We start from the raw sequence: 24,061 nt of genomic DNA, 5'->3' as shown, positions 1-24,061 counted from the left end.
GTTCATCCGGGGATGGGTGCGATTAAGCGCTCTGTTCGTTCTGCATTTCCAAGAAAACTGTTTGAAGGTAATCTGCCATCACCTCGCGCAGCTCTTCAAGGGTGAGCGTTTCTGGCGATTTACCGTGCTTTGCCAGCAAAGTGTTGAATTCTCTTTCGACCGGATCCTGTGGCAGTCCTGTTGCCGCAATCACCGTCTTTGTTAAGGTCTCTCCCATGATCAGCCTCCGTGCTTTCCAAGGGTTCCTATTTTTAAGACAGCCCTAGTCCATCAAGAGGTTAAACTGAAAACAACCAAAATCCTTCAACAGGACATTGGTCCTGCTGGCGCTATTTGCGGCGATGGGAATAAGACTTGGACCACTTCCGTGCCTTTGGCAAATTCCAATAAAGGAACGGCAAAAGCATACGGCGAGGCAAAAGCCGGCGAATATAATAAAAAAGTTTTGCATCGAGAGTCGCCGGAATCCACAGCGGTGGATTTTCCTTTTTCATCGTCTTTAGAACAATCTTCGCCACTTTTTCTGGAGTTGTGAGAGACATATTCATCATTCTTTCCACGAACGGAGTCATGTTTTCGTAGAAATCACAGTAAGGCCCGCTCCAGTTGCGCGTGGGATCTGACAGTTCTGTGTGGTAGACGTTGCGGAAAGAATTGCTGTGAATAAATCCTGGCTGAACAAGGGTGATCGTCACTCCGAACGGGCGCATTTCATACCACAAGGCCTCACTCGCGCCTTCAAGCGCGTATTTAGAGGCCGAGTAAGAGGCCATCGTCGGCATCGCCAACATTCCGCTGACCGAGGATATGTTAATGATCTTTCCACGGCCCGTGTCGCGCATATGTGGCAAAGCCAAACGAATCAGTCCCATCGGACCGAAATAGTTTGTCGCCATTTGCAGCTCTTCGTCTTTTTCCGTCATGTGCTCAATCACAGAGCGATAAGAAATACCGGCATTGTTAATTAAAATATCAACGCCACCCCAAAGCTTTTTGATTTCATTGTAAAGGCGAATGCGGTCTGCTTCTGACGTCACATCAAGGGGACGAACAATAAAACGTTCGTCGTCGAGAAAGAAATTGCGCAACTTATCCATGCTTTTTTCGCGGCAAGTGGCAACCACACGATATTCAGTATGTTCGTGCAGAAGTTTGGCTAAGGCTAAGCCAATACCCGAAGAACAACCTGTCACCAAAACAACAGGTTTAAAGTTTTGAGCTTTCTTACGTTGAAATAAAAAAAGTAAGGGCCTCATCGAGGCCCATTATCTTAAACACCTGCGCCAGGTGCAAAGTTTTTAGGTCTGCCGCCCGGCATCGGAGGCGGCGCTTGTGGAGGAGGAAGTGGACTCACGCCCCCTGCCTCAGGTTCAGCATCACGGAATCTATTGTATTGAGCATCGAAACGCATTTTAACGGGGCCGGTAGCACCGTTACGCTGTTTACCGACGATCACTTCCGCATGACCCTGTTTGTCTGGATTTTCTTTGTCATAGTAGTCATCACGATAAAGCATCATGATAACGTCGGCATCTTGCTCAATAGATCCGGACTCACGCAGATCCGAGAGCATCGGTTTCTTTTCTGTACGACCCTCAACACCACGGTTGAGCTGAGCAAGTGCGATCACTGGAATCTGCAATTCCTTGGCAATGGCTTTCAAAGATTTAGAAATCTCCGCGACCTCTTGCTCACGTGACTGCATTTTTTGTTTCATGCTCATAAGCTGCAAGTAGTCGATCATGATTAGATCAAGACCGTGTTCCGCTTTCAAACGTCTTGCGCGCGAACGAATCTCAAACGGTGAAACACCCGGAGTATCATCGATAAAAATCGAAGCTTCACTGAGTGCACTGGCAGCATTGATAAGTTTCGGCCAAGCAGAGTCTTGAATACGGCCGTTACGGATTTCACTCATGCTCACTTTGGATTCCGCAGAAAGCATACGCATCATCATGGACTCTTTACCCATCTCCAAAGAGAAGTAAGCAACAGTCTTTTTCAGACGAAGCGCCACGTGTTGCGCGATGTTCAGAGAGAACGCTGTTTTACCCATCGACGGACGTGCTGCGATGATCGTCATCTCGCCAGGGTGAAGACCCGCAGTCATTTCATCGAGCTTTTTAAAGCCCGTTGCAAGACCTGTGATCTCGGCTTTGTTCTTATAAAGTTCTTCAATCTTTTGGATGGAAGCTTTAACGATTTCCATGGAGCCGACAAGACCACTTTGCGTTTTGTTCTCGCCGATTTTGAAAATCTCGCTTTCCGCTTGGTCCACAAAAGATTCCACATCCTGGAATTCTTGATTGTAGGCCTTTTCAATCAACTGACTGTTGATAGTGATAAGGCGGCGAAGTGTGGCTTTATCTTTAACGATCTTCGCATGCGAAGTGATATTGGCTGCAGAAATCGTTTTATCTAGAAGACTGATTAAATATTCAGGTCCACCGGCCATATCCATGTGTCCGCCTGCTTGCAGCAAGTTTGTCACAGTGATGATGTCGATCGGTTGGCTTTTGGCGTGAAGCTCTTTAATAGCTTCATAAATCTTTTGATGAGCAGGCTTATAGAAGTCATCGGCCATAAGCATATCGCCTACCTGGTCGAGAGCTTCCCTGTCGAGCATCAAGCCGCCCAAAATGGATTGTTCGGCCTCAAGATTTTGAGGTGGAATTCGCGTACTCATTGAACCCCTCTAGAGTAACGAAATTTAAGTTCAGTCAAAAATTTGCGAGCCCTGTGCAAAAGATGGTGGTTCTGGATGGCTCGCTGATGAAATACTATGAACGAATCTATTAATTCATTTTTTTGACACGAATCTTGTAGTTGTCAATTTTCTTCTTAAGAGTATTGCGGTTGATGCCGAGCATTTGCGCCGTTTTTACTTGATTGCCGTTATAGGCGCGCAAAGCCAGCTCAAGAAGAGGCTTTTCTACTTGTTCGATCACGACATTGTACAAACCATTCAACTCAACTTGTGCTTCTTTTTGTTGAGCAAACAAAACTTCCAGTTTGCTCTTTACAAGCTTTTCCAAGCTTACGGACTGAAGATTAGCGACAAAAAGATTATCAGAACTGTTTAGGTTCGGCGTCATGGAACTCCCAAAATTTCTGCTTAATTAAAAGTGGAGACTATACTCCGCGTGTTTCGGAAGACCAGATATACTTATGCAGCTGCAATTGCAACCTTGCAGATGAATTTTTTTGCAGAATTTTTTCTGCCAACCAGCGTTCAGACACTTGGCCGTATGATGGGCTGTATAAAACCACAAATTTTTCAAATAAATTATGTTGACGACAGAATTCTTCAGACCACTCGAAATCTTTTTCGGAACAGATCACAAACTTGTATTCCGTGCTAGGAGTGGAAAAGCGGATGTTGTCCATCAAAAAAGAATTTGCTGCTCCACTGTCAGGAGTTTTTACATCTAAAATAATTTTCACGCGCGGATCTACATGCTCAACAGTTTTTGATCCGCTGGTTTCCAACGAAACTTTGTAGCCGCGATCGCACAATGTCTTCATCAACGTGTGAACTTCTTTTTGTAAAAGAGGTTCGCCGCCGGTAACGCAAACATACGGAGCTTTGTGAGAATCAATTTCCTTAAGAATGTTTTCGAAGGTCTGCATCTCGCCTTCGTAGTACGAGTATTTGGTGTCGCAATAAGTGCAACGCAGATTACAAGCCGTCAGACGCACAAAAACAGTGGGATTTCCCACGTACGTTGTTTCACCCTGAATACTGTAAAAAATCTCGTTTATCTTAAGCATAACTTCTTAAAACTCTATCTTGGTCTTTGCGCAATGTCCTGCTAGCCAGGTCCTAAGTCAAGGAACCGAGCGGGGCGCATGACTAACTCGTTGGAATTTCGTAAATTTTTTAAATGAACCAATTACTGAAAAAGTTTCGTCAGGACGTTATCGCAATCGGCTTTTTAGGTTTAGGGCTCTTTCTCGCCCTGGCTTTGATTAGTTACAATCCTTTAGACCCCTCCTTCAATTCTATTGGGGGCCAAGGCTTAAAAGCACTGAATTATTGTGGAATTGTGGGGAGCTTTCTTGCTGATGCGCTCTATCAGTTTTTCGGTTTGGCAGCCTGGGTTGTTGTTGCGAGCCTTGTTCGCATGGCCTACTCCGCCTTCCAGGGGGAGTCTCTTAATCTTAAAAACATTCGCTTTGTCTGGGCTCTGTTGGCGATTGTGAATATCGCGTCGTTACTGTCCCTCTATTTGCCGAATACAAAGGTTTTTTCGAATCAGATTTATTTGGGCGGCCTTTTGGGGTTGGGCGTTTCTCAGGCGCTGACGCGGGCTTTTAATTTTGCTGGCGTCCAAGTGATCCTGTGGTCCTTGATGGCGGTTCTGATTGTTTTCTATTTCGAAAAAAGCCTGCAAGAGTTGACGGAAGCTCCGCGCGGATTTCTGGCGTGGATGAAAAAGAAAAAAGTCATGGATAAAATCGCGACGTTTTTCTCGGGCATGTTCGTGAAAAACACAAAAAAAGCAAAGAGCCCAAAAAAGGCCGAAGCAAAAGAAGCCAAACCTGCGACCGTGTTTCCTTTGTCCGATAAAAAGTTTGTAGAAAAAGAAGAAGAGGACGAGGAAGAAGAGGAACTTGAAGCTTCTGCCGACGATGAATCTGAAGAAGAATCAGAAGAGGAAGAAGATGAAGAAGAAGTTCCCGCAGTGAAGCTTGCGCAAAAACGCAAGGTCGTGATGAAAGCGAAACCGCCTCGTCGCATCGAGAACTGGGAAATGCCAAAGCTCGCTTTACTGGAGGATCCTCCGGCGTCCCGTATTAAAATCGATAAGGCCGAGATTCAAAGAAAAGCGGATTCATTGGTCGAAAAACTTAAGAACTTCTCTATCGAAGGGCAAATCCAGGATGCGAAGCCGGGTCCTTTGGTGACGATGTACGAATTTAAACCCAATGCCGATGTTAAAATCAGTAAGATCTCGGAGCTTGAGGATGATCTTTCATTGGCGCTTTCTTCAGAATCAGTGCGTGTTGTCGGTCACATCCCTGGAACGGATGTTGTCGGTATCGAGACCGCGAATCTGAAGCGTGAAACTGTTTATTACAAAGACTTGATCGCCGAAGATCAATTTTGGAGTGAAGACTTGGCACTGCCGATGGCCGTGGGCCGCGCGGTCGATGGTGAACCGAAGGTCGTTGATTTGCGTAAGATGCCGCACTTATTGATCGCCGGTACAACGGGCTCTGGTAAGTCGGTTTTTGTCGGCTCTATCATTACGGGTCTTCTTTTCCGTCACTCGCCGAAAACGTTGCGCCTTGTTTTGATCGATCCAAAAATGGTCGACTTGGCTCCGTTCTCAACAGTGCCGCACTTGGTTCTGCCGCATGTGACAGAGCCGAAGAAAGCTGCAACAGCTTTGAAGTGGGCTGTGCGCGAAATGGAAAAACGTTATAAGTCTCTTTCAAAGTTCGGTGTGGGTAAGATTGAAGCCTTCAACGAAAAAACCGGAGCTTTAACGAAAGCAGAGATTGAAGAGCACGAAAAAATCAATCTTGAACTGGAAGAAGGCAAAGCGAAGTTAGAACAATACTACTTCCAACCGCTTCCATTTATCGTCATCGTGGTCGATGAGCTTGCGGATCTCATGATCGTGGAAAAACAAAATATCGAAGAGCCGATTCAGCGTCTGACGCAAAAGGCGCGTGCCTGCGGGATCCACTTGATTGTGGCGACGCAATCGCCGCGTAAAGATGTCGTTACAGGTTTGATTAAAACGAATATTCCAGGCCGCGTGGCTTTGAAGGTTGCTTCCAAGATGGACTCGCGAATTATCATCGATGATTCGGGTGCGGAACGCCTTCTTCCGAATGGAGACATGCTTTTCCAAGCTCCGGGCGTTGGTAAGCCGACTCGTCACCATGGGCCTTATCTTGCGGATCGCGAAATCAATAACGTTGTGAAGCACTGGGCATCTCAAGCCGAACCTGAGTACGATCCACTCGCAATGAAAGCTCTTGATGGCTTTGCGGGTGGCGATGGCGCTGAAGCTGGTGACGGCGGAAGCGGTGGCGGTTTCGGTGAAGAAGAATACGATGAGAGATACGACGAAATCCTCGCGTGGACGTCGGGACAAAAGGAAGTTTCTGCGTCTCTCATTCAGCGAAAGTTTAGACTCGGTTATCCTCGCGCTGCACGCTTGATTGAAATCTTTGAAAAAGAAGGTGTTGTGGGCCCCGCTAATGGCAGCAAGCCGCGTCAAGTTTTAGTGAGTAGTTTTAGAGAACAATAAATAGAGCCTTGACTGTACCTCCCTAAGTCGTGGTGTGATTAAGACACACAAAAGAATACGAAAACCATTCAAGGAGGAATTTATGGTTAAGGCTCTTATCGCCGTTCTAGGTCTTGCGTTCTCACTAAACGCGGTTGCTGCTCCATCTGCAGTTGAAGTTGTTGCTGGCATTCAAAATGCGGCAATCATGGATCAAGCTCAAACAATGGGTTTGGACTGGAAAGTTGGCGATCAAGCTAACTACAACATCGACATGGGCTTCATCAAAGGTTCTATGACAATGTCAGTTCGCTCTGTAGAAGCTGATGGCATCTGGATGGATCAAAACATGGATCTTGGTTTCGCTGGAAAACAAAAAGTTGAAACTTTGATCGATCCAAACACTGGTGAAATCAAAAAAATGATCGTTAACGGTAAAGAACAACAACCACCAAAACAAGACGTTGAAGTTATCGAAGTTAAAGAAGACAGAATCACTGTTCCTGCTGGTACTTTCGATTGCATCCACGCTCGTCTTAAAGACAAAGAGCAAAATGCAGAAATCAACGCATGGATCAACCCACAACAAGTTCCACTTTCTGGTATGTTGAAACAAGTTGCTCCAAGCCAATTCGGTAACGTGACAGTTGTTTTGAAATCTTTCAAAAAGAACTAATCAATGAATTTGATTTTGATAAGAGCCGCTTTCATAGCGGCTCTTTCTTTTCTGCCCGCCTCTAGTTTCGCTCAGAATAAAATTCCAAAGTCTGAGACGTACAAAGATATTATTGAAAAAGCCTACAACTTAAGTCTTCAGCGCGATCGCCAGCAGGCTTTAAATATTCTCACGAATGCCTTGCAAAAAGAGACGCGACCGCAGGCTATTGCCGAACTTAAAAAAACGGTGAACGAAGTTTCCCATATTTTCTTTAGTGACAAAGCCCAACAGCTTTATGAAACCGGCGTTTCGCTTAGAAAAACAGAATTGAACCAGGCTTTTGATAAAATGACGGAAGCCTCACGAATTGAACCTGATAACTTTTTGATTGTGACGGAGCTGGCCCATTTGATGATCGCGAAGGGTGATTGCAAAGCGGCACAAGAATTAGTGCAAAAGCAGCTCGCTTTGGTCGGTTTCGACGAAGAACTCAAACTGACATCGGCGCAAGCTTTGGCCTGCATGGGTAAATGGACCGATTATCAGAAGCTGGCGGACTCGGTTCTTATTAAACGGTCCCCGCAGCAAAAATTCTGGTGGGCGTTGGAAACGGAAAAATTCCTGACGGCCAAGAACTTTGCTAAGGCACAAGAAGCTCTTAGCAATATGAAGAAAAGTGACGAAAAGTACCCGGAGCTTTTCTATTGGGCCTGGAAGTTGGAATACGCGGCTAAAAAAGCCAAAGCCAACACCGATGAGGCTCAGAAATACGTGATGACCTGCAAAAACATTTCAGCGATTCAGTATAGACAGTATATGATAGACCCCATGCTTTGCCGTCGCCTGACAGAAGTTGAAGGCGAACTCAAGGGGTTGAATGGAACGTCTGAATAAATTAACACTTGCGCTGGTTCTGTTGCTGGGGCCTCTTGGCTGTGGGGTGAAAGGTCGTCCCCTCCCCCCACTCAATCCCGCACCTCTTGGACGTGGTGAACCTACTTACAAAGAGACGCAGAAAAAAACTAAAAAGAACAACTACAATATTCAAGACGAGGATAGCTCTTCTGCCGAGACGGAGGAGCGATGAAACCTCTTTGGCCTGTGACGATCACGAAAATGTCGGGAACAGGAAACACCTTTGCTTTGATCGACGCCCGCGCAGGCAGCGCGTGGAAAAAAGAAGAACAACGCCTGGGAATGTCGCGTCCTGAGTTTGCAAAACTTATTTGCGATCGAGTGATCGGCGTAAGTACAGATGGCCTGCTTTTAATTGAAGAGGGCTCTGAAGGATACGACTTCAATTGGGATTTTTATAACTCCGACGGCTCCACCGCAGAGATGTGTGGAAACGCCGCTCGTTGTGCGGCCCGTTTTTGTCGTGAAACTCTTTCGGGTGGATCGAGCTTGCGCTTTAAAACCGGTGCCGGCTTAGTCACGGCTCAGGTTCTTGAAAAGAATCAGATCCGTGTTCGCATGCCTGAAGCTAAATTTGTGCAGAAAAACATAGAACTTAAAACCAGCGCTGGTTCTGTCGAGACGTTTGCGCTCGTGAACACCGGAGTTCCACATCTTGTGCAAAAGATTTCAGAATTTTCACAAGTCGAAAGCTTAAAAACTATGGCAAAAGAAATGCGCAACCACGCAGCTTTGAAACCTGCGGGGGCGAATGTCACGTTTTATAGCGAAGAGACCATCGGCAAGCTTCTCGCTGTGACTTTCGAGCGCGGCGTTGAGGATTATACCTTGGCTTGCGGTACGGGAGCCGTAGCGGCCGCTTTTGTTCACGCTCATATGGCAAATCAAGATCAGGTGAATGTACAAATGCCAGGCGGTCTGTTGCAGGTGACGTTCGAAGAAGAAAATCCCTGCCCACTGATGGTGGGTGAAGCCGTCTTTGTTGGAAACTTTAATATCAATCTTGAGGTGGTGAAATGAAAAATTTCAAAGGAACTTTCACAGCGCTAGTAACGCCTTTTAAAAGCGACAAAGTAGATTACGCATCTTTGGATCGTTTGTTGAAGCAACAATTGGATGGTGGAGTTGACGGATTTGTCATCAACGGGACAACAGGCGAAAGCCCGACTCTGACTTCAGAGGAAAAAACAGAAATTTTCAAACATGTACGTGCCTTCTGCGGTGACAAAATTCCGTTAATTATGGGAACAGGCTCGAACAACACGGCCAAGACGATTGAGGACTCCAAGAAGGCCGAGGCACTTGGTGCGGATGCTCTTCTTGTTGTTGTCCCTTATTACAACAAACCTCCGCAACGAGGATTGTATGAGCACTTTAAGGCGGTTGCGACTGCAGTTAAAACACCTGTGATGCTTTACAACGTTCCAGGCAGAACGATTACGTCTTTGGCGACGGAAACGATTCGTGACCTGGCAAAAGTTCCCGGCATCATGGGTATCAAAGAGGCGACAGGAAAAGCAGATTTCGCGGCGGAAATTATTAAAGCTTGTGGAAATGAATTTGTCGTTCTTTCCGGAGACGATGGAAGCTATGTTGAGTTCTTAGGTGTTGGCGGCCATGGCGTTATTTCTGTAGCAAGCCACGTGATTCCTCAGCAAATGGTGCAGTGGAAAAAATGGGTGCAAGATAATCAAATCGAAAAAGCGCGTGCGGACATTAAAAAATATCTTCCTTTGATTGATCTTCTTTTTGTCGAAGCCAATCCGATTCCTGTGAAAAAGGCCCTGGCGTTAATGGGAATTTTGGATTCAGCTTCTTTGCGTTTGCCTCTAGTTGAACTGGCTCCTGAGCACACCGAAAAGTTGAAAGAAGAAATGAAAAAAGTGGGTGTTCTGTGAAGAAAGTGAAAGTCGGTCTTGTTGGCGCTTCGGGAAGAATGGGCCAAGAGATCGTGAAGGTGATCGAAGCTAATCCGCGCTGTGAAGTTTTTTATGCCTTCGATCGCGAAATGAAATATGACACGAAAAAAGCAGCGGCGGTGGATGTATGGATCGACTTTTCGTCCCCCGATGCATTGAAAGACGTTTTAAAGCGCGCCGCCGAAAATAAGACACCGGTGGTTTGTGGCACAACGGGATTTTCCAAAAAAGAAAAAGATCTGTTGGTACAATACGGGAAAAAAATTCCCGTGTTGTGGTCTTCGAACATGAGCCTGGGTGTTGCTGTTCTTAACGAAGCTTTGAAATCTTTGTCGGCAATTTCTCATTTTGATTTTCAAATTGAAGAACTTCATCACAACAAAAAGAAAGACAAGCCTTCAGGCACGGCGATCACTCTCCAGGAAAACTTGGAAAAAGCCGTGGGCAGAGAGCTCCCCGAAGCGCTGGCTATTCGTGGCGGCGGCATCTTTGGCGTTCATAAGATCTATGCGATGAGCGACGAAGAAGTTCTGACATTTGAGCACACAGCCTTAAATCGCACGGTCTTTGCCAAGGGCGCGGTTCAGGCGGCAGAATGGCTGGTAAAACAGAAACCGGGTTTGTATCAAATTCGTGACGTCCTTTTTGGAAAGAATAAATGAGTCCAACGCAACACTCGGCTTTGATTCATTTGTCTTTGGACTTGATGGGTGGCGTGGAAAAATCACGCGCCCTTTTAAAAAAGATTCTAGAGTGTGGAGAGATCTCCGCTATTTCCTCTATCTATAAAAGATATCTGACGCCTGAAAGACTGGATCTGAGCGCCCGCCTGGAGTTTGTCATTCGTTTTGAAACTTCTTGGGGTGTGGATCAAGTTCTTCACTTAGTCCTGTCGTTGTGTGAGCAAGGCCAGCCGGGTCTTTTGCAGAATCGACATGCAGAGCTGACTCTGCTGACATTTGATGACATGATACTGATGTCGCCGCGTCTGACCTTGCCCTACCCGCAATTGCATCAAGACCCTCTGATTATTCGCTGTGCTGCGGAAGCTTGGGGGCAATACTCACATCCGATCTATCAGAAAAATTTAAGCGAAATTTCAAAATCAGCTCTGCCTGCGAAGCAAGCCGAGTTTTATATGCAGGGAAAAAGCCTGGTTGATTTTTAAATTCAGCCAACGTACAAACAGTATGTACATTTATTTCCATATTTAAGGGGAGTTCCCATGAAGTTTTTCATTGATACAGCGAACATTGAAGAAATCAGACAAGCAAATATGCGCGGCTGGGTTGACGGTGTTACAACAAATCCTTCTCTTGTCGCTAAAGAGGGAAAACCTTTTCACGACGTAATCAAAGAGATCTGCAAAGAGATTCCTGGACCTGTGTCTGCAGAAGTGATCAGTCTGCAACACGAAGAAATGGTTCGTGAAGGTAAAGAGCTTGCGAAGCTGGCTTCGAACGTGGTGGTGAAAATCCCTATGTGCGAAGATGGCATGATTGCTGTAAAAAAACTCACGGCAGAAGGTATCAAGACAAATGTCACGTTGGTGTTCTCTCCAATGCAAGCGTTGTTGGCGGCGAAGGCGGGCGCGACAATGGTTTCTCCATTCGTGGGACGCTTGGATGACATTGGTGTTGAAGGCATGACGATGGTTAATCAGGTTATTCAGATGTATCAAAACTACGATTTCTCGACAGAGGTCCTAGTCGCGAGCGTAAGAAGCCCGATGCATATTCAATTGGCTGCGGAAATGGGCGCGGATATCGCGACAATTCCATTCAAGGTTATGCAACAGATGACTCACCATCCGCTCACTGACAAAGGAATTAAACAATTTCTTGATGACTGGAATAAAGGTCTTAAGAAGTAATGAAATACGTTTCGGCTCTGTTTTTGGTTACCGTATCACTGCTTTTGTCTAGTTGCCGTACTGGGGGCGTTGTTATTCGCGAAACGCCTCTGAACGTCAGCGAAACTCGTCGAGTGGTTTTTAGTGTGATTGGCGAGCCCCGCTCTGTCAGTCAAAACGGGCGCGAAATGTTTTCCCAGTACTATGACAAAAAAAACAAGGTCATCGAAAAGATGAACATGGCGCGTGAGCGCTATTATACCCACGTTTTAATTCTTGGCAGCCGCCGCCCGTATGACGTTCAGGTCGAGGTCCTAGTCGAAGGTCGTAATGAAGATGGCGGTTTCGACGTTGTGGACAGAGATGACGATCGCGCGGCAGGAATCGCCGAAAAAATTCGTCAGGCGCTTAACCAAAGTCGCGACAATCGCAACATCATTGACGACTTCCGATCCTTCTAAATACGATTAAGACTAGTCAGAAATGACTATTCTTCAAATGAGGTGAATGTTGCAAGGAATGCAACTGAAGCGGTTTCTACCGTTCGCAGTACTAGCGGGATGCTTCTGCTGGTCAAGCCATTTAGGTGGCTTGAAGTTCATTCCTATTTATGAAGCACTCACCATTAAAGCGCAAAAAAACTCCCCTCCCCATATTGCCTTCGAAGAAGTTCTTGAATCTGAAAGACGTGATTCCGAATGGGCACGTATTGAAAAAATAAAACCCGTTAACCTTGCTCACGAAAATACGTCGTCTGCTCCTTTGTTTGCAAAACGTGTGGAATTGCCGGCGATGGTAATTCAAAAGACAAGCGAAAGGATCTTGGCTTCTGAGGCGTTGCCGTTGTCTGCGGAAAGAGAAGAAGAAGTCAATAACACTTGGATAGAGCAGCTTCCTCGTACACAAGCGGTTCGCCTGCAAGAAGCGCAAAGAAGAAGTGAAGTTCTGGGACAAGACTGGCAAGGTTCTACGTGGTCAGCTATGGCCAAAGAAACTTTGGAAAAATCCGGAGTTCTTAATCCAGCTCCGGAAAAAACAAACGTCTATGTTGCTGGCGCAGGTCCTTCTGGAAAAACGACGCAAGTTCCGAAATCGAAAGTGTTTTTCCCGAATGAAAGCCAAGGTCGCACACCTTCTTCTTCCGATACTTCAGCCACTGGTGGTGGCGAGATGCTGCCTTCTTATGGTCTGGTCGGCGAAACGGCCGGAGCTAAATCTATTGTCGGCCCACTTGAGATTACCGGCGGTCTTGCAGTTACAAATGAGCATCATATCGAAATCCGCCGAAGTGACGAAGGAATCTTAAAAGAACTCGGCAGCGTGGATTTACAACAAGGTCTTTATAATATCCAAGTGCAAGAGCCGACGGGTTCCGTGATTGCCCGTTTGGTAGATAAAGATGGCAAAACTTTGGGCGAAGGTTCTTTCCGACTGACTCACGTAGCGACAAATCAGGCAGAGCGTGTTTCAGGCCCTAAATTGAAGATTGAACCGCATCCTGACTTCGCAGGCATTGTAACAAGTGCTTATAACGCAAAACCGACCGACGCGGCTCCTTCGCAAACAAAAGTGACCTTCGTAAAAGGTCTTAGCGAAGTCGCAGCAAAAAAAGACGGTTTTGTTTCTATGGATAACGTCACAAAGGGTTCAAGCACTGTGATGAGAGCGGCCGCTCCTCGTCATATGCAGACAGCTTCCATTGTTGTTTCCGGGAAAGAATTTAAATCCCAACTTTATCCGGACTCTATGATTCAAGCTTTGCAAAACATCGTTGCTCAGCAAAGAGCTCAGTCCTTTGAGGGTGCCCCGACCATCATTTGGGGTAAGGTCGCCTTGGATGGGAAAAATGTTTCGGGCATTGATGTAGTTGTCGAATCAGATCCAAGTTTGCAACCAGTCTACTTTAATCAATTCATGATTCCAGATGCGACATTAAAAACGACAAGTGAAAACGGACTTTTTGCTTTTGTAAACGTGCAACCGGGCTTCCATTCTCTTTTAGCGACACGAGCTGATTCTATCTTTGGATATCAGAACGTCGTAGTGGAAGAAGGGTCTGTAGCTCAAGGTGACATCGAATCGACGATTAAGTCCGAAGCCGTGCCTTTACGGGTTTACGATGCATTCACGGGTGAGGCGCGTTCGGCAACAGTCACCATGCAGAGCTTGCAAGAAGACTTGGAAGTAAAAACCGGAACAACAACGATCAGTCTTCCACATATTAGCCGTTTAGGTATGATGCGCATTCAGCCCGAAGGGGCAGACTACGTGGCCGCTCGTTACCTCTATAACGATACGGACGCTTTCATCCACGCGCCTCTTGTTCACTGGTCATGGCTGTCTTCTATTAAATCTTATTTGCGTATTGACGATGCGCCGAGTGCCGGCTTGATCGTGGGATTTGTGCCCGACGAAGACTTTGAAGTTTACTTGGCTGCCTACGATGGATTCGAGAGCCGCCACATTGTGTACTTTGATATGCAGGGACGGATTCTGCAAAATCGCAAAGGCATCGCAGGTGGAGGATTCATCCTTTACAACGTTCCTGAGGACATCCACGAAGTGGTGGTCGTAGGAGCGCGCACGCAAAAAGTATATTCTCGCGTGCTGCCGGTGGATGCGAACTCTTTGTCGGTTCTAAACTTCCGCGAATAATTATCTCTTCGCGAAATCTTCGATTTTTTTCTTAAAAAAGTTTCCGCGATCTTCAAAGGATTTAAACTCGTCGAGACTGGTGCCGCCGGGACTTAGAAGAACCGTGTCTTTTTCTTTCGCCTCTTGAAGAGCATAGTGAAGAGCCTCCTCAAGACGAGCAAATGCCTTTCCGGGCAGTAAAGATTTATTTTGCGCGATAACTCGGCATTCACCGAAGAAGATAAACTCCATGCCTTTAAAATTTTTTAGAGGAATCAAATCTTGCCATGGAAGATTTTTGTCTCTTCCGCCAAGAAGAAGATAAAGCTTTCCTTGATTCGCAAGAGTGTCATAGGCCGCAGTTGTCGCGATAAGAACGCTGTCCATCGCCGTGGCTTTGCTGTCGTTGATAAAGCGAATGCCTTTATAGGTGCCGACATTTTCCAAACGATGCGCAAGTCCTTTAAAGTTTTTCATCGCTTCGACGGAAGATTTTGGCCACCCTGCCTCTAGGGCAAGAGCCGAAGCTAAAGCAAGATTGTCTTGATTGTGCTGGCCAATCAGAAGCGCTTTTTCCAAGTGCAAAGCGGCCATCGCAGGATCATTTTTTGAGATGATCTTTACCTGTTCATGATCTCCGTTGGTTTTATAGTACTCAACCAGATCGCCGCCTTCACTATTTAAGAACATCGCGTTTTTGGTAAGAGAAAGAATACTCCACTTCGTATCGTAGTAGTGCTGTAAACTTTCGTAACGCTCAAGATGATTGGATGTAAAATACGTAATAGCAGAGTAATCGAGTTTCAATCCTTCGCAATTTTCGAGCTGGTAGCTTGAAAGCTCAAGAACCACCCAGTCTGCCGCAGGTCTTTTGCCTTCAACGACTTGCAGGGCATATTCACAGAAAGGAATACCTAAGTTTCCTCCGACAAACCCTGTGTGAGAAAAAGACTCAAGACCGGCGCCTAAAAGTGAAACAGTCGTGCTTTTTCCGACCGAACCGGTCACGCCGATAAGCTTTTCGGAAGTTAAGCATGCTGCTGCCAAAGAAATTTCACTGGTGATTTTAACGCCGTTTTGTCGCGCTTTTTGAATCCATCCTGCCGTTAGCGGCACCCCCGGAGACACCACCAAAGTTTGCGGCTGGGCGGTTGCCATCATTGCTTCGGGGTCTTTAAAGTGAGCCGTCTCTAGTTTTCCATCAAATGTGAATAGAGATTCCTTCGCGAAGCCGAAGTGTTGAAGCAATTTATAGGCGGCATCACCGCTTTTTCCCATTCCGACAATGGCAATTGGTGTTTTCAGGTTCTTGATAAATTCGTTCATCTGCACGATCATATTCTTGGGAGGCAGATTTGCCCACGTCTTTTTCACAACCTTATCCTGATTTTAGATCCGCGTCGCATACGGCGATTATTAGTGATTTGCATTTAAGCGAAGCGGAGCCCGTGAATCTTAAATTTCCATTATGGAAAAAATTTAAGACAAGACAGTTTTTCTTCGATGATATCTTTGAAAGTTTCTTGAAACATATTGAAGAAAAAGCCGCAGGCGCACCGGTAGAGCTTATTTTAAACGGTGACATCTTCGACTTCGACAGTGTTTTGCGTCTGCCGGAAGAGCCGGTATTTCACATTAGCTGGCTTGAAAAACACCGTGGTCTTTATCCGCAAGAAGAAAGATCCCGCTACAAAATCGAAGTGATTTTGAAAGATCATGCGGAGTTTGTGCGCGCCTTGCGTGAATTCGTATTGCGCGGCAACCGTGTGATTTTTGTCATGGGAAATCATGACCTGGAACTACATTTTGCCGAAGTCCAAGAGGAAATCCATCGTCATATTGCTCTTCCAGAGCATAAACGCAACGAAGTCCGCTTCGTTGAATGGTTCTATATCAGCAATCAAGACACTTTGGTTGAGCACGGCAATCAATACGATCCCTATTGCATGTGTGAAGATCCTATCAATCCTTATGTTCGCGGCTACAATTTTGTCTCTTTGAAGCTGCCGTTCGGAAATCTGGCGTGCCGATACATTATGAATGGCATGGGATTTTTCAATCCGCACGTGGATACGAACTATATCATGAGTTTGCCAGAGTATATTCGCTTCTTCTTAAAGTACATGGTTCGTGCTCAACCGGGACTTGTTATCACATGGTTTTGGGGTGCAATGGTGACTCTCCTTCACTCGTTTTTTGATCGTTTGGCGGCGCCTATCAGAAATCCCCTTAAAATTGAAGACCGTGTTGCTTTGATCGCCGAAAAAGCCAATGCAGAACCGCGCATGGTTCGCGAACTCAAAGAACTTTTTGTTGCTCCGGCCGCAAGCAATCCTTTTTTACTGGCTCGGGAACTTTGGCTTGATAGAGCGTTCATCGTCTTTTTAGCCTTCTTTTTGATTTTTCAACTTATGGTCTTTGTTCGATCCGTGTATGAAATTTCTTTCTTCTGGGCGTTCATTCCACTGTTCTTACTTTTGCCGTTCTTCTTGTTTTACAGTAAGTCAGTAACGTCGTTGGTGTCGGGGTACAAAGAACCCGATGACCGGGTCCTGGCAATGGCGAGTGCAATCACAAAAGCGCAGCGCATTGTTTTTGGCCACACCCATAATGCCCGTCATGAAATTTTTGGTTCGGTTGAGCATCTTAATAGCGGGTGTTGGTCGCCGGCATTTTTGGATGTGGAGTGTACAAAGGCCGTCGATCAAAAAACATTCGTGTGGATCTCTCCGACGGAAAATGGACCGAGACAGGCGGAACTTTTTAAATTCGTGGATGGTAAATCAGAATTAGTTACTAATCCTGGAAGAGGATAGTGCGCCGCACGAAGAGATTTCATATTGTCAATCACTGGACCCTATGCAAACCTTTTATTGTTCAAATAACACGGATGGAGAGGTTCAATCATGGCAGAGGTACTTGTAGTTACAAGCAAAGTTAAAAAACTTATCAAGGAAAAAGGTCAAATGAACACATCTGCTGAGACAATCGATGTACTTAGCAAAGCTATTGAGCAACTTTGCTTGAAAGGTATCGAAAGTGCGAAAGCTGATGGTCGTAAGACTGTTATGGCGCGTGATATCGTCATTGACCACCTATAAGTTTTAGGTCGATTTCTTATTGAAATTAAAAACCCACATCCAAAAGATGTGGGTTTTCTTTTTAGATCATTTTCTGAAGATCATCCCAAGAGATGATTTTGACTCCGAGGGTTTGGGCTTTCTCTACTTTTGAGCCCGGGTCGTCCCCCACAACCAAGTAATTCAACTTCGAAGAAACAGATCCCAGGATTTTTCCGCCATTTTTCTCGATCAAATCTTTCGCATCGTCGCGCTTTACGGGCAGTGTTCCTGTGATAAGGAAACTCATTCCTGAAAGGCTTCCCTCATGCGAACGCACAGGGCTTGAGATTTTCACGCCCAGTTTTTCCATGTCGTGAATTTCTTTAACAAGACGGCCATCCGCAGTCCACGTGACAATCGCTTTAGCCACCTTGGGTCCAATTTCAGGAACTTGTAAAAGATCTTCTTCACTCGCGTCGATAAACTTTTCAATCGTCAGGAAGTGATCCGCAAGGTGTTTTGCGGTTTGTTCCCCGACGAAGCGAATTCCTAAGGCAAAGATAAAACGTGCAAGCGTAGGACGTTTGCTGTTTTCAATGCTCTTAATGACATTCTCTGCCGATTTTTCCCCTTGTCGTTCCAAAGACAAAATATCTTCTTTCGTGAGGCGATAAAAATCTGAAAAACGGGAAACGAGTTTGTTATCAACAAGAGTTTCAATCAAACGGTCGCCGACTTTGTCGATGTTCATTGCTCGTCTTGCAACGAAATGCTTCAAAGATTCTTTCACCATCGCGATACAAAGCGGGTTCACACAACGAGTGACGACTTCGCCCTCGAGTTTTTGCACCAAAGATCCACAAGCAGGGCATTCCTCAGGCAAAAGAAATGGTTTTGAATTTTTCGGGCGCTTGTCCAAAATGACAGAGACGACTTCAGGAATGACATCTCCTGCCCGTTGTACAATCACCGTGTCATGGACACGTACGTCCTTGCGGTTTATTTCATCTTGATTGTGAAGAGTTGCGTTTGTGACCGTCACACCACCGACCTTGACGGGCTTCATAATTGCGACGGGTGTAAGCGCTCCGGTACGACCTACTTGCACTTGAATATCTTCAATCACCGTAATCGCTTGTTCAGGCTTGAACTTCGCAGCCGTCGCCCAACGCGGGCTTCGCGCCACCAATCCCAGATCGTCTTGTTCTCTTAGAGAGTTCACCTTGATAACAATACCATCGATATCAAACGGAAGCTTCGGACGAATTTTTTCGATCATGTGATAGTATGCAACGACAGCGTCCGGGCCCTTGCATACTTGCACTAGATCTGCGTTGAGTTTCGGCGCAGTAGGAATGCCGTGATCCGCAAAGTATTCTTCAATCTCAAATTGCGTTTTAAATGTGACTCCTTCGCTTGCTCCCAAGGCATAAGCGAAAAAACGCAGCGGACGAGAAGCCGCGATTTTTGAATCAAGTTGGCGAACGGTTCCCGCGGCGGCGTTGCGCGGATTTGCGAAAGTTTGTTGCCCGCTTTCTTGCTGGGCTTCGTTCAGCTTCGCAAAATCCTGTTTAAACATTAAAACTTCGCCACGAACTTCCAAAAGTTCTGGTGCTTTTTTCAAATTCAATTTTAATGGCACACTTTTAATAGTTCGCACATTGTGGGTGACATCTTCACCAACACTGCCGTCTCCGCGCGTGAGAGCTCTTACAAAAACGCCATCTTCATAGATCAACTCCATGGACAGACCGTCGAACTTCGGCTCGCAAAGATACTCAATATCTTTATCGGTATTCAGAAATTTTTTGATTCTTTCATCAAAGTCAAAAATATCCTCGGGAGAGTAACTGTTCGCCAGGGAAAGCATAGGAAGGCGATGGGCGACTTTTTCGAAGGAAGCCAGCGGAGTTCCGCCCACTCTTTGCGTCGGAGAGTCGGAAATATCAAGTCCCTTTTCTTTCTTTTCAAGTTGCACGAGTTCCTCGAAAAGTTGGTCGTATTCGAAATCTGTAATCGAAGGACGATCAAGAACGTAGTAGCTATAGTCGTGCTGGGAGATGATTTTTTTGAGCTCTTCGTGGCGCTTTTTAGACATAGTAAGGAATCTATCATTCTCTTTCTCATGATGTAAAAGGTCCAGTCGGAATAGGATGCAACGCCCAAAGAGTGACGGGTGCCATATTTTTGTTCTAGTTTAGAGCCTTCCAATCCCACGAAGGAGAGGTCCCTGTGATTGACAAGAAAACGATCGAACACATTGCCAAACTCGCGCGCCTTCATGTGACAGACGAAGAGGCTCAAGAGTACAGCGCCCAACTGGCAAAAGCCCTGAATCATTTCGAGCAAATTTCCAAAATCAATACGGCAGGTGTTGAGCCCTTAATTACACCGACAGAAATCGAAGCCTACTGGCGCGAAGATGTTGTTAAGCAAGAGTTCACGGCCGAAGAAATGACGGCCAATGCTCCAGCCAAAGCGGGCAACCTCTTTAAAGTTCCACCTGTGGTTTAAGGAATAGAACATGGATTTAACATTTGCCTCGATCTCTGAAATTTCAGATGCCGTAAAAGCAAAAAAAGTCAGTGCGAAGGAAGTGACGAAACACTTTCAGGGTCGTATTGAAAATCTGGACGGAAAACTTAATTCCTTCACTTCAAAAAATGAAAATGCTTTGCAAGATGCGGAGGCCATTGATTCCCGCATTGCCAAAGGTGAAGACGTCGGGCCTATGGCGGGCGTTCCTTTTGGAATTAAAGAAATGCTTTGTGCAAAGGGCATGAAGGCGACAGCGGGCTCTAAAATTCTTGAAAACTTTGTGGCACCTTACGATTCTACGGTTGTAGCGCGCCTAAAAAAAGCCGGCATCGTCGTCATGGGAAAGTTGAACCAAGATGAATTTGCGATGGGCTCTTCCAACGAAACATCCTACTTCGGAGCCGTTAAAAACCCTTGGAATCTTGAATGTGTGCCAGGCGGGTCCTCCGGCGGTTCAGCCGCAGCTCAAGCAGCACGCTTGGTTGTAGGAACAATCGGAACCGATACCGGCGGATCGATTCGTCAACCTGCAAGTTTCTGCGGCGTGGTTGGTGTCAAACCAACGTACGGCCGAGTCAGTCGTTATGGGATCATCGCCTACGCTTCCTCCTTGGATCAGGCCGGCCCGATGGTGAGCAGTGTGAAAGACGCGGCCTTGACGATGGAAGTGATCTCGGGTTTTGACGATCGTGATTCCACGACAACACAAAAAGCGGTCCCGCAGTGGAGCAAAAATCTTAAGGCGGATGTAAAAGGTCTTAAGATCGGCCTCATGAAAGAGTACATGAAAGGCAGCTTGCACCCGGATGTGCAGAAGACTGTGGAAAACTCGATTGAAACATTAAAGAAAATGGGCGCGGAGATTGTTGAAGTCTCCGTGCCAATGACCGAGTTCGCCGTTCCTGTATACTATCTTGTTGCGGCCAGCGAAGCTTCTTCGAACTTAGCTCGTTATGATGGCGTTAAATATGGTCATCGTGCCGAGATCAAAAATCTTTCAGCGATAGAGCTGGAGGATTTCTACGGTCTGACTCGCGGTGAAGGTTTTGGTAAAGAAGTAAAACGCCGTATTATGCTTGGAACTTACTGTCTTTCCAGCGGTTACTACGATGCCTACTACAACAAAGCAGGCCAAGTGCGCCGCTTGATCATGAATCAATATTTGGAAGCCTTCAAAAGTTGCGACGTGATTCTAAGTGCGGTGACAACAGCACCAGCTTTTAAAATTGGCGAGCGCATTTCTGATCCTTTGACGATGTATCTCAATGATATTTTCACAACTTCAACAAATCTTGCCGGTCTGCCCGGCTTGAGCGTTCCTTTTGGAATGTCTCAAGACGGTTTGCCGATCGGAATCCAACTGACCGCGGGTCATTTTGAAGAACAAAAAATGTTGGATGTCGCCGCCGCACTGGAAAGTGCTTCTGCTGTGAAAGGAAAACATCCCCATGTCATCTAGAGGTTATGAAGCCGTCATCGGTATTGAAATTCACGTGCAACTAAGCACTGCCACAAAGATGTTTTGCGCGGATCCAACGACATTCAATGCGGGAGACAACGAAAATACTTCTCCCGTCAGCGTGGGTATGCCTGGAACTTTGCCCGTTGTGAATAAGAAAGCGATCGAGTATTCGATCAAAACCGGCCTCGCGTTGGGATGCGATATTCGTCGCAAATCTATTTTCGCTCGTAAGAACTATTTTTATCCGGATCTTCCCAAGGGTTATCAGATTTCTCAATATGATCAGCCTCTATGTGAAAATGGAACCATCACATTCAAAGTCGGCGACACATCAAAAACTGTTTCTATCACCCGTGCTCACATGGAGGAAGACGCCGGCAAGTCCACTCACCATGGTGAATACACACTTATCAATTACAACCGCTCGGGCATTCCTCTTCTTGAAATCGTTTCCGGTCCAGACATAAGAACGCCTGTTGAGGCGGCGGAGTATGCGAGAAACATCCGCCAAATTGTTCGTTACTTGGATGTTTGCGACGGCAACCTCGAAGAAGGTTCCATGCGCTGCGACTGTAACGTGTCTGTACGCAAGATCGGCGAAACACAATTCGGAACAAAAGTTGAAATTAAAAACGTCAACTCTTTCCGTTTCGTGGAAAAGGCGATTGAGTACGAAATCGAACGTCAGATTGATGCCGTTGAAAGGGGCGAAAAGATCATTCAAGAGACTCGCCTCTGGGACCCGGATAAAAACCGCACGTTCTCGATGCGCACAAAAGAAGATGCGCAGGACTATCGCTACTTTGCCGATCCGGATTTATTGCCTGTGATTGTAAGCGACTCGATGATTGAGCAGTTCCGCAAAGAGCTGCCAGAGCTTCCCATCGCCAGAGCAAAACGCTTTCAAGACGAACACGCCCTTCCAGAATATGATGCAACGGTTTTGACAACGGAAAAAGACCTGGCAGATTTCTACGAGGCGACGGCAACTGAATCCAAAAATTTTAAAGCGTCTTCAAACTGGATTATGACAGAGCTTTTGCGCGAGTTAAATCAGGCAAATAAACAAATTAAAGACTCCCCGATCAAACCCCAACAGTTAGGTCGAATGATTGCTTTGATTGATAAAGGGACGATCTCAGGAAAAATTGCGAAAACCGTTTTCCAGGAGATGTGGGACTCAGGTAAAGATCCAGAAGTGATCATCAAAGAAAAAGGCCTTGTCCAGATTTCTGATCCGGCGGCCTTGGAAAAGATCATCGACGAAGTTTTAGCTGCAAATGCGCAAAATGTGGAAGATCATAAGACAGGTAAGAAGAAAAACCTTTTTGGATTTTTCGTGGGTGCAGTGATGAAGGCTTCAAAAGGCCAAGCAAATCCTGAACTCGTTAATAAGATTCTTCAGGAGAAGTTAAAATAAGATGAAAGTTGCGGCTTTAGATCTGGGAACAAATACTTTTCTGTGCCTGATTGCGGAAGGCACAGAAAACGGCATCACAAAAGTTCATAAAGACCTTGTTCAGGTTGTGCGTTTAGGTCAGGGAGTCGACAAAACGGGAGAGTTTCATCCCGACGCTTTGGCAAGAGCACGCCAATGTCTGACCGAATTTAAAAAAGAAATTGATGCGCAGAAAGTGGATAAGATTCTTGCGATGGCAACATCAGCAGCCCGCGACGCGAAAAACGGTCGAGAGCTTTTTAAAATCGGCGAAGACCTTGGTATCCCTATAGAAATCATTCCCGGAGAAGATGAAGCGCGCATTACTTATCAAGGCGCAACCGCGGGACTTAATGACAATAAAAAAACATCTTTGGTCATTGATGTCGGTGGCGGATCAACGGAACTTATCTCTGGAAGAGGATCGCAAATCTTTTTCGGAGAGAGCTTAAATATCGGCGGAGTTCGCCTCACTGAAAAATTCATTAGCACACAGCCAGTTCCAAATAACGAACGCACAACGCTTGTTCAATATATTCAAGAGCAGATCGCAAAGATTCTTCCGGAACTAAAAAAGCATCCGATCGATCAAATCATCGCGGTGGCTGGAACACCGACTTCTTTGGTGGCCATCGAAGTGGGCGGATTCGACGAGAAAAAAGTGGATGGCTTTTTCTTGAAAAAAGAACGTTTGCAGTATTGGGTCGACGAGTTTGCCAATACGACCGTTGAAGAAAAGAAGAACAAATATGGTCTAGGAGGCCGTGCTGACATTATATATGCTGGCGCCTCTATATTATTATCTGTCATTGAGGCCTTGGGTCTTTCGGGAATGATCGTCTCCACAAAAGGAGTTCGTTATGGGGTTGCTCTTGAAATGTTTAAAAAATAAGTGGGCGTTCGTTTTTACGGTCCTTTTTGCGAGCTTTGTAGTTTTCTCCGCTAACGCCGCTGACTTTCAGAAGAAGACGATCAAACTGGGAGCTAAGACTTTGGTCGTGGAGGTGGCGGAAACACCCGATCAACACGAACGCGGTTTGATGTTTCGAGATAAATTGCCAGAAAACGAGGGAATGCTTTTCATCTTTAAAAATGAAGAGACAAGATTTTTCTGGATGAAGAATACTTTGATTGATCTCTCTATTGCCTACTTCGATAAAAACGGAACGCTGATCGACATCCAAGAAATGAAATCGGGAAAAGGTGTTCCTGAAGCGGCTCTACCCTCTTATCCCAGCGCAAAGCCGGCCAAGTACGCTCTTGAAATGAGCAAAGGCTGGTTTGACAAAAACAAGATTAAAATTGGCAGCAAGCTGAAAGTCCCATAGGTCCCTAAGT

At 45.9% G+C, this 24,061-nt stretch carries 25 protein-coding genes; 18 read left to right on the top strand and 7 right to left on the bottom strand.

Annotated elements, in window-relative coordinates; translation table 11 throughout:
• Positions 1 to 22 precede the first annotated feature (22 nt).
• From QJS83_RS03765 to QJS83_RS03745, 5 genes are all read right to left on the bottom strand, one after another.
• Positions 23 to 217 carry a hypothetical protein gene (locus QJS83_RS03765; protein ID WP_284607765.1) on the bottom strand — a complete coding sequence of 65 codons (195 nt, stop codon included), beginning with the start codon at positions 215 to 217 and terminating at the stop codon, positions 23 to 25.
• A 112-nt stretch (positions 218 to 329) separates the two neighbouring features.
• The gene (locus tag QJS83_RS03760) at positions 330 to 1,256 is read right to left on the bottom strand and encodes an SDR family oxidoreductase (RefSeq protein ID WP_284607764.1); all 927 of its coding nucleotides are present in this window, start codon (positions 1,254 to 1,256) and stop codon (positions 330 to 332) included.
• A 14-nt stretch (positions 1,257 to 1,270) separates the two neighbouring features.
• Positions 1,271 to 2,686 (bottom strand): replicative DNA helicase, encoded by a 1,416-nt coding sequence (gene dnaB, locus QJS83_RS03755; protein WP_284607763.1) that lies wholly within the window; start codon positions 2,684 to 2,686, stop codon positions 1,271 to 1,273.
• A 109-nt stretch (positions 2,687 to 2,795) separates the two neighbouring features.
• Entirely contained in the window at positions 2,796 to 3,095 is a 300-nt protein-coding gene (locus QJS83_RS03750; RefSeq protein WP_243536234.1) for a helix-turn-helix domain-containing protein, read from the bottom strand.
• Positions 3,096 to 3,132: 37 nt separating this feature from the next.
• Positions 3,133 to 3,771, bottom strand: a complete 639-nt coding sequence (locus QJS83_RS03745) for a radical SAM protein (RefSeq protein ID WP_284607762.1) — start codon at positions 3,769 to 3,771, stop codon at positions 3,133 to 3,135.
• A gap of 113 nt (positions 3,772 to 3,884) precedes the next feature.
• Between QJS83_RS03745 and QJS83_RS03740 the strand changes: the two genes are divergently transcribed.
• The 11 genes from QJS83_RS03740 to QJS83_RS03690 all read left to right on the top strand — a co-directional run bounded on the left by QJS83_RS03740 (position 3,885) and on the right by QJS83_RS03690 (position 14,244).
• Positions 3,885 to 6,266 carry a DNA translocase FtsK gene (locus QJS83_RS03740; RefSeq protein ID WP_284607761.1) on the top strand — a complete coding sequence of 794 codons (2,382 nt, stop codon included), beginning with the start codon at positions 3,885 to 3,887 and terminating at the stop codon, positions 6,264 to 6,266.
• Positions 6,267 to 6,348: 82 nt separating this feature from the next.
• The gene (locus QJS83_RS03735) at positions 6,349 to 6,921 is read left to right on the top strand and encodes a hypothetical protein (RefSeq protein ID WP_284607760.1); all 573 of its coding nucleotides are present in this window, start codon (positions 6,349 to 6,351) and stop codon (positions 6,919 to 6,921) included.
• A 3-nt stretch (positions 6,922 to 6,924) separates the two neighbouring features.
• On the top strand, positions 6,925 to 7,797 hold the full coding sequence (locus tag QJS83_RS03730; RefSeq protein ID WP_284607759.1) for a tetratricopeptide repeat protein: 873 nt from the start codon (positions 6,925 to 6,927) through the stop codon (positions 7,795 to 7,797).
• A complete protein-coding gene (locus QJS83_RS03725) occupies positions 7,781 to 7,990 on the top strand; it encodes a hypothetical protein (RefSeq protein ID WP_284607758.1) in 210 nt (69 codons plus the stop codon). The genes QJS83_RS03730 and QJS83_RS03725 overlap by 17 nt, the downstream gene beginning before the upstream one ends.
• A complete protein-coding gene (gene dapF / locus QJS83_RS03720; protein WP_284607757.1) occupies positions 7,987 to 8,838 on the top strand; it encodes a diaminopimelate epimerase in 852 nt (283 codons plus the stop codon). Before QJS83_RS03725 ends, dapF begins: the two co-directional genes overlap by 4 nt.
• On the top strand, positions 8,835 to 9,716 hold the full coding sequence (gene dapA, locus QJS83_RS03715) for a 4-hydroxy-tetrahydrodipicolinate synthase (RefSeq protein ID WP_284607756.1): 882 nt from the start codon (positions 8,835 to 8,837) through the stop codon (positions 9,714 to 9,716). The genes dapF and dapA overlap by 4 nt, the downstream gene beginning before the upstream one ends.
• Positions 9,713 to 10,399, top strand: coding sequence for a 4-hydroxy-tetrahydrodipicolinate reductase (locus QJS83_RS03710; RefSeq protein WP_284607755.1), 687 nt, complete (start codon positions 9,713 to 9,715; stop codon positions 10,397 to 10,399). Before dapA ends, QJS83_RS03710 begins: the two co-directional genes overlap by 4 nt.
• On the top strand, positions 10,396 to 10,905 hold the full coding sequence (locus QJS83_RS03705) for a hypothetical protein (protein ID WP_284607754.1): 510 nt from the start codon (positions 10,396 to 10,398) through the stop codon (positions 10,903 to 10,905). Before QJS83_RS03710 ends, QJS83_RS03705 begins: the two co-directional genes overlap by 4 nt.
• Positions 10,906 to 10,962: 57 nt before the next feature.
• On the top strand, positions 10,963 to 11,610 hold the full coding sequence (fsa, locus tag QJS83_RS03700; protein ID WP_284607753.1) for a fructose-6-phosphate aldolase: 648 nt from the start codon (positions 10,963 to 10,965) through the stop codon (positions 11,608 to 11,610).
• Positions 11,610 to 12,050: a hypothetical protein gene (locus tag QJS83_RS03695; RefSeq protein WP_284607752.1), complete on the top strand. Its 441-nt coding sequence runs from the start codon at positions 11,610 to 11,612 to the stop codon at positions 12,048 to 12,050. The genes fsa and QJS83_RS03695 overlap by 1 nt, the downstream gene beginning before the upstream one ends.
• Positions 12,051 to 12,180: 130 nt before the next feature.
• A complete protein-coding gene (locus QJS83_RS03690) occupies positions 12,181 to 14,244 on the top strand; it encodes a hypothetical protein (protein WP_284607751.1) in 2,064 nt (687 codons plus the stop codon).
• Here the strand turns inward: QJS83_RS03690 and murD are convergent, their stop codons facing one another.
• The gene (murD, locus tag QJS83_RS03685; protein WP_284607750.1) at positions 14,245 to 15,597 is read right to left on the bottom strand and encodes a UDP-N-acetylmuramoyl-L-alanine--D-glutamate ligase; all 1,353 of its coding nucleotides are present in this window, start codon (positions 15,595 to 15,597) and stop codon (positions 14,245 to 14,247) included.
• Here murD and QJS83_RS03680 point away from each other — a divergent pair.
• Positions 15,579 to 17,039 carry a metallophosphoesterase gene (locus tag QJS83_RS03680; RefSeq protein WP_284607749.1) on the top strand — a complete coding sequence of 487 codons (1,461 nt, stop codon included), beginning with the start codon at positions 15,579 to 15,581 and terminating at the stop codon, positions 17,037 to 17,039. The two genes, murD and QJS83_RS03680, sit on opposite strands and share 19 nt — an antisense overlap.
• 90 nt (positions 17,040 to 17,129) lie before the next feature.
• Positions 17,130 to 17,324, top strand: a complete 195-nt coding sequence (locus tag QJS83_RS03675; protein ID WP_041872690.1) for a histone-like protein — start codon at positions 17,130 to 17,132, stop codon at positions 17,322 to 17,324.
• Positions 17,325 to 17,385: 61 nt separating this feature from the next.
• On the opposite strand, the gene ligA is transcribed toward QJS83_RS03675, so the two are convergent.
• Positions 17,386 to 19,383 (bottom strand): NAD-dependent DNA ligase LigA, encoded by a 1,998-nt coding sequence (gene ligA / locus QJS83_RS03670; protein WP_284607748.1) that lies wholly within the window; start codon positions 19,381 to 19,383, stop codon positions 17,386 to 17,388.
• A 134-nt stretch (positions 19,384 to 19,517) separates the two neighbouring features.
• Between ligA and gatC the strand changes: the two genes are divergently transcribed.
• The 5 genes from gatC to QJS83_RS03645 are packed head-to-tail and all read left to right on the top strand — an operon-like array spanning position 19,518 to position 24,051.
• Entirely contained in the window at positions 19,518 to 19,799 is a 282-nt protein-coding gene (gene gatC / locus QJS83_RS03665; protein WP_284607747.1) for an Asp-tRNA(Asn)/Glu-tRNA(Gln) amidotransferase subunit GatC, read from the top strand.
• A 10-nt stretch (positions 19,800 to 19,809) separates the two neighbouring features.
• Complete coding sequence (gene gatA / locus QJS83_RS03660) at positions 19,810 to 21,282, top strand: Asp-tRNA(Asn)/Glu-tRNA(Gln) amidotransferase subunit GatA (protein ID WP_284607746.1); 1,473 nt, start codon at positions 19,810 to 19,812, stop codon at positions 21,280 to 21,282.
• On the top strand, positions 21,272 to 22,705 hold the full coding sequence (gene gatB, locus QJS83_RS03655) for an Asp-tRNA(Asn)/Glu-tRNA(Gln) amidotransferase subunit GatB (protein ID WP_284607745.1): 1,434 nt from the start codon (positions 21,272 to 21,274) through the stop codon (positions 22,703 to 22,705). The genes gatA and gatB overlap by 11 nt, the downstream gene beginning before the upstream one ends.
• A 1-nt stretch (position 22,706) precedes the next feature.
• The gene (locus QJS83_RS03650; RefSeq protein WP_284607744.1) at positions 22,707 to 23,615 is read left to right on the top strand and encodes a Ppx/GppA phosphatase family protein; all 909 of its coding nucleotides are present in this window, start codon (positions 22,707 to 22,709) and stop codon (positions 23,613 to 23,615) included.
• Positions 23,584 to 24,051, top strand: a complete 468-nt coding sequence (locus QJS83_RS03645; RefSeq protein WP_284607743.1) for a DUF192 domain-containing protein — start codon at positions 23,584 to 23,586, stop codon at positions 24,049 to 24,051. Before QJS83_RS03650 ends, QJS83_RS03645 begins: the two co-directional genes overlap by 32 nt.
• Positions 24,052 to 24,061: the final 10 nt, after the last annotated feature.

The sequence above is a fragment of the Bdellovibrio sp. 22V genome, from assembly GCF_030169785.1.
Classification (GTDB): domain Bacteria; phylum Bdellovibrionota; class Bdellovibrionia; order Bdellovibrionales; family Bdellovibrionaceae; genus Bdellovibrio.
Note: the sequence above shows the minus strand (reverse complement) of the source record. Positions and strands in the feature narration are given on the sequence as shown.

Bases quoted from the DNA above. Each gene is read 5' to 3' on its own strand.
- QJS83_RS03725 (WP_284607758.1), top strand. From the start codon at position 7,781: ATGGAACGTCTGAATAAATTAACACTTGCGCTGGTTCTGTTGCTGGGG.
- QJS83_RS03705 (WP_284607754.1), top strand. From the start codon at position 10,396: ATGAGTCCAACGCAACACTCGGCTTTGATTCATTTGTCTTTGGACTTG.
- dapA (WP_284607756.1), top strand. From the start codon at position 8,835: ATGAAAAATTTCAAAGGAACTTTCACAGCGCTAGTAACGCCTTTTAAA.
- QJS83_RS03760 (WP_284607764.1), bottom strand. From the start codon at position 1,256: ATGAGGCCCTTACTTTTTTTATTTCAACGTAAGAAAGCTCAAAACTTT.
- QJS83_RS03750 (WP_243536234.1), bottom strand. From the start codon at position 3,095: ATGACGCCGAACCTAAACAGTTCTGATAATCTTTTTGTCGCTAATCTT.
- gatB (WP_284607745.1), top strand. From the start codon at position 21,272: ATGTCATCTAGAGGTTATGAAGCCGTCATCGGTATTGAAATTCACGTG.
- QJS83_RS03765 (WP_284607765.1), bottom strand. From the start codon at position 217: ATGGGAGAGACCTTAACAAAGACGGTGATTGCGGCAACAGGACTGCCA.
- dapF (WP_284607757.1), top strand. From the start codon at position 7,987: ATGAAACCTCTTTGGCCTGTGACGATCACGAAAATGTCGGGAACAGGA.
- fsa (WP_284607753.1), top strand. From the start codon at position 10,963: ATGAAGTTTTTCATTGATACAGCGAACATTGAAGAAATCAGACAAGCA.
- dnaB (WP_284607763.1), bottom strand. From the start codon at position 2,686: ATGAGTACGCGAATTCCACCTCAAAATCTTGAGGCCGAACAATCCATT.
- QJS83_RS03730 (WP_284607759.1), top strand. From the start codon at position 6,925: ATGAATTTGATTTTGATAAGAGCCGCTTTCATAGCGGCTCTTTCTTTT.
- QJS83_RS03650 (WP_284607744.1), top strand. From the start codon at position 22,707: ATGAAAGTTGCGGCTTTAGATCTGGGAACAAATACTTTTCTGTGCCTG.
- QJS83_RS03675 (WP_041872690.1), top strand. From the start codon at position 17,130: ATGGCAGAGGTACTTGTAGTTACAAGCAAAGTTAAAAAACTTATCAAG.
- QJS83_RS03745 (WP_284607762.1), bottom strand. From the start codon at position 3,771: ATGCTTAAGATAAACGAGATTTTTTACAGTATTCAGGGTGAAACAACG.
- gatA (WP_284607746.1), top strand. From the start codon at position 19,810: ATGGATTTAACATTTGCCTCGATCTCTGAAATTTCAGATGCCGTAAAA.
- QJS83_RS03695 (WP_284607752.1), top strand. From the start codon at position 11,610: ATGAAATACGTTTCGGCTCTGTTTTTGGTTACCGTATCACTGCTTTTG.
- QJS83_RS03645 (WP_284607743.1), top strand. From the start codon at position 23,584: ATGGGGTTGCTCTTGAAATGTTTAAAAAATAAGTGGGCGTTCGTTTTT.
- ligA (WP_284607748.1), bottom strand. From the start codon at position 19,383: ATGTCTAAAAAGCGCCACGAAGAGCTCAAAAAAATCATCTCCCAGCAC.
- QJS83_RS03735 (WP_284607760.1), top strand. From the start codon at position 6,349: ATGGTTAAGGCTCTTATCGCCGTTCTAGGTCTTGCGTTCTCACTAAAC.
- QJS83_RS03740 (WP_284607761.1), top strand. From the start codon at position 3,885: ATGAACCAATTACTGAAAAAGTTTCGTCAGGACGTTATCGCAATCGGC.